Genomic DNA, 3,648 nt, shown 5'->3' on the forward strand with positions numbered 1-3,648 from the left:
CGCGCCACGGAGTACTCCAAGGCGGCAAGCCGCGGCAGCTGGGACGGCGAAAGCGGGGTGTGGGCGGCTTTCGGCCGTATCTAGCCCATCTTTATTGATGAAGGGCCTGTGGGTGGCTGGCAAGGCGAGTGTGGTTTAACGCGCTGATGGGACGTGAGATTCGGTTGCTGAGACCAATTCTGCGCTGACATCATCGAGGCAACCACACCGGCCATGGTCGACGATACGATTCTGCCCTTCCTGTTTCCAGCGGTCAGGCGCAAGACGATCACAGCCGCCTTTGATGGTGGGCGGCTGTTTTCAGCGGCTATGATGTGGAGGGCTCCACGACCCGAACCCGCTTGAATGCGACAGGGGACCAGAGGACTTCTCGTTCCGTGGATTCATAGCACCCGAAGGATCATTGAAATCCCTTGGCTGCCTTCAAAAGCGCCCGAGCCTATCCGGCGGCGTCCCGACCATCGACCGCGCCTCCGGCCGGTCGAACATAAGGCGATCAGGCCAGCCTAGCTGTCCTCTCACCGATGACATTTCTCGTGAGCGGAACCTGCGACTTGTCTATCAGGCGCCGACACCGCGAATTTGGTGAGACCCTGTGCGGGACTGCCGAACTCGCCGTCGATCGTCGCGGACACTCCGCGGTGAGCTGCGTCATCCAACTACAACAGCGATTGTGAGACACTTCACGAAACAACCTCGGCCTGAGGCTTAGGTTAGGGTGCATCGAGTAATGCTACGGATGTGCTGGCCCCTATTTGGTCACCACTTTGCATGTCCCGCAGCGATAAGCGATCGAGGCATCTTCGGGTTTCGCTTCCCTCGGAGTTTCAGAAGCGGGAGAAGCACATCGTGGGACGTCTTCCAGAACGTCGGATTGATCTAAAAGCGCGGCTCGAGAGTGGCGGGCCGCGCAAACGTCTTGCCATCGACGGGGGCGGAATCCGAGGGGGCTCTCGTTGAAACTTCTAGAGGAAATCGAGCGGTTGCTAACCAAGGCAAGCAACCGCGCCGACTATCGTCTGGCGGACTATTTCGACTATGTCGCCGAAACCAGCATCGGCGGCCGCGCCGGAGGGCGCCTGACACTTGTACGGGACGCCGATCGTCAGACCGCCATCGACGACGATCTCGGAGCCCGTAAGATAAGAGGACGCGTCACTGAGCAGGAACAACACTACCTGCGACACTTCCGGCGGCTCGGCTGCCCGCCCAAGCGGAATGGGAAAACTGCAAGAATCGAAAGTCCTTTGTCATCCAAAACGCGCCGATCATCACCGCGCCGTAGACGGCACCGAAAATAACTTTCGGAACGGTCCTGGACTGCACCCCTGAAGTGAGACACGATAATTACAGTGACAGTGGGTTGCCACGATGCGTTACCGCACTTTGCTTTGCGCGAGCGCGGCTTCGAACTCAATAGGCGACTGGTATCCGAGCGCCGAGTGCAGACGCTCCTTGTTGTAGACCTCCGCGATGAAGCTGTTGATGTGGCGGCGCGCGTCGCCCAGGTCGGTAAAGGCGCGGCCGTTGACCTGCTCGGCCTTGAGCGTCTTCATGAAGCTTTCGGCCTTGGCGTTATCGAAGGGATTGCCCGGCCTGCTCATGCTGATGGTGATGTCGCGGTCGGCCAGTCGCTGGCGATAGGCGATGGAGGCGTATTGCACGCCTCGGTCGGAGTGATGGATCAGACTGCCGGGTGCTGGTTTTCGGGCGGCAATGGCCTTCTCCAGTGCCGCGATCGCGAGTGAGGCATCGAGCGTGTCTTCAAACGCCCAGCCGACAGCCTTGCGCGAGAAGGCATCCAGAATGACGGCGAGATAGGCAAAGGTCTTGGCGAGATGGACGTAGGTGATGTTGGCGACCCAGATCTGATCGGGTGCGGATGGCACCAGGCCGCGGACCAGATTGGGGACGACGAGAAAGCCCGATGGCCGCTCCGCAGGCGGCTTCAGGAACGGCGTCCTGCGCTGCGCGAGCAGATTATCTTGGCGCATAAGCCGCTGAACTTTCTTGGCATTCACCACCATACCTTGGCGCCGGAGGGCAGCGGTCACCCGTCGATAGCCGTAGAAGACGTGCTAGAGACAGATGCGTTGGATCACGTCGCGCAGCTCGCACTCGGCTGTCTCGCTGCTACGTTTGACGAAATGGCGGTAATACGTCGCGCGCGGCAGGCCCGCGAGGCGGCATAGTCGCTGCACGTCGACGTTTGGGTCTGTTACCTGCGAAGTCCTCGTTTAGATGACTTCGATTGATGCGGATGCGGGTTCGCCTTGCGCTGCCGGCCGCTCCAATGCGCGCAAGGCTTGCCGAAAAAACATTGAGGTCCATCTGCTGGCGGCCCACCAGCCTTTCGAGCTCGGCGATGCGGGCTTTGGCGAGCACGAGGGCGGAGCGCTTGTCGTTGTACGTCGCTGGCGGCTTCAGCTTACGGGGACCTGGCTTGGGTCCGCGCTTGCGGTTCAACCCATCTGGCCCATCGGCCTTCCACGCCTTGATCCAGTCGTGGAGATTCTTGCGGGAGATTCCAAGCTCGCGGGCTACGGGCAGAACGCCGTCGCCTCTCTCAACTCGCTTGATTGCTTTTATTTTGTAGGCCGTCGGAAACTGACGGTTCTTTCCTTGTACTGCCACAGGTCATCCTTGAAATGCCTGTCACTGTAATTATCGTGTCTCACTTCAGGGGTGCAGTCCAGTCCCCCAATTTGGGAGAAAAACGTATTTGCTTTTGTGTCCCTCGCGGATGCCGCCGGACGCCAACCGACGCAGCCACGTAATTTTTCCCGCACCTTTTCCGAGCCGAGCACCAAATAGATGAGCAGCGGCATTTAGCGACCCGCCCCAAAACTCGCACTAGCAATCAGTAACTTCACATTCGTGAGGTTGACGTGATGCAGGTTCAGGCATCGACCACAAAGAGCAAGCCGCAGCAGCAATCTCCGAGGCCAACGCCTCAATGGGACGTCAGGTTTGAGCCGCATCCCGTTTTGGGAGCACCGTTCATGGTGCCAGTCGTTTTCTAAAAGGGGAAACAAAATTTTCAACATGAAGCCCGCACCTCCGGGGGTGGGCCGCACAGTGGCGGATTTCGATCTGCAGCCGACCGATGACGTTCGGCTGTTCGGCTTCAAGTTGGTGACCGGAAGCGGCGGACAATATGTCGTCCACGCAGCCAACATTCACGGCATCAAGGCCGCAACCTTTACCCGAGAACTTCAGCAGAAAATCGTCCGCGCCGCAGCGCAGGCCTGGAGCAAAATTGATAATGACGAACGCAACGCAGCCTAAGGCAGCCGACGACAATCGACGCACTGAGTACAACGCGGAAGACCTCCTACAGACCGAATTCCCTCCACTCAAGTGGGCAGTCAAGCGCTACATCCCCGAGGGGCTTATCGTTTTGGCGGGGCGCCCGAAGCTGGGCAAGACGTGGCTCGCGTACAGCACGGCCATCGCAATCGCAACGGGCGGGAAGGTTCTCGGCGTCGACTGCGAGCAAGGCGACGTGCTTCAATATTCGCTTGAAGACAACTTCCGCAGAGCCAAGTCTCGAATTAACACGCCGCTTCCGCCCAAGCTCGGCGTGCCGCATCCGAGTCTTGACCGGCTGACGATTCGCACAGCCGCGCCCTCAATGGACCGTGGGTT

General features: G+C 59.4%; 4 protein-coding genes and 1 pseudogene. 3 read left to right on the top strand and 2 right to left on the bottom strand.

Going from position 1 to position 3,648, the window contains the following annotated elements; all coding sequences use genetic code 11:
- The first annotated feature begins 956 nt into the window (after window positions 1-956).
- Entirely contained in the window at window positions 957-1,301 is a 345-nt protein-coding gene (locus ACM43_RS38690; protein ID WP_244429446.1) for a hypothetical protein, read from the top strand.
- A gap of 75 nt (window positions 1,302-1,376) precedes the next feature.
- Here ACM43_RS38690 and ACM43_RS00935 read toward each other — a convergent pair.
- Together ACM43_RS00935 and ACM43_RS00940 are read right to left on the bottom strand one after the other, a co-directional pair.
- A pseudogene (locus ACM43_RS00935) lies at window positions 1,377-2,060 on the bottom strand (IS3 family transposase); the annotation flags it as partial.
- A gap of 73 nt (window positions 2,061-2,133) precedes the next feature.
- Window positions 2,134-2,634 carry a helix-turn-helix domain-containing protein gene (locus ACM43_RS00940; protein ID WP_244429447.1) on the bottom strand — a complete coding sequence of 167 codons (501 nt, stop codon included), beginning with the start codon at window positions 2,632-2,634 and terminating at the stop codon, window positions 2,134-2,136.
- A 336-nt stretch (window positions 2,635-2,970) separates the two neighbouring features.
- Between ACM43_RS00940 and ACM43_RS00945 the strand changes: the two genes are divergently transcribed.
- Entirely contained in the window at window positions 2,971-3,288 is a 318-nt protein-coding gene (locus ACM43_RS00945; protein ID WP_162130877.1) for a hypothetical protein, read from the top strand.
- Window positions 3,266-3,648 (top strand): AAA family ATPase (locus tag ACM43_RS00950; RefSeq protein WP_271537491.1); only part of this gene is annotated, 383 nt, incomplete at its 3' end. The genes ACM43_RS00945 and ACM43_RS00950, both read left to right, overlap by 23 nt.

Origin of the sequence: Bradyrhizobium sp. CCBAU 45321 (assembly GCF_028128975.1) — a bacterium.
Lineage (GTDB): Bacteria > Pseudomonadota > Alphaproteobacteria > Rhizobiales > Xanthobacteraceae > Bradyrhizobium > Bradyrhizobium yuanmingense.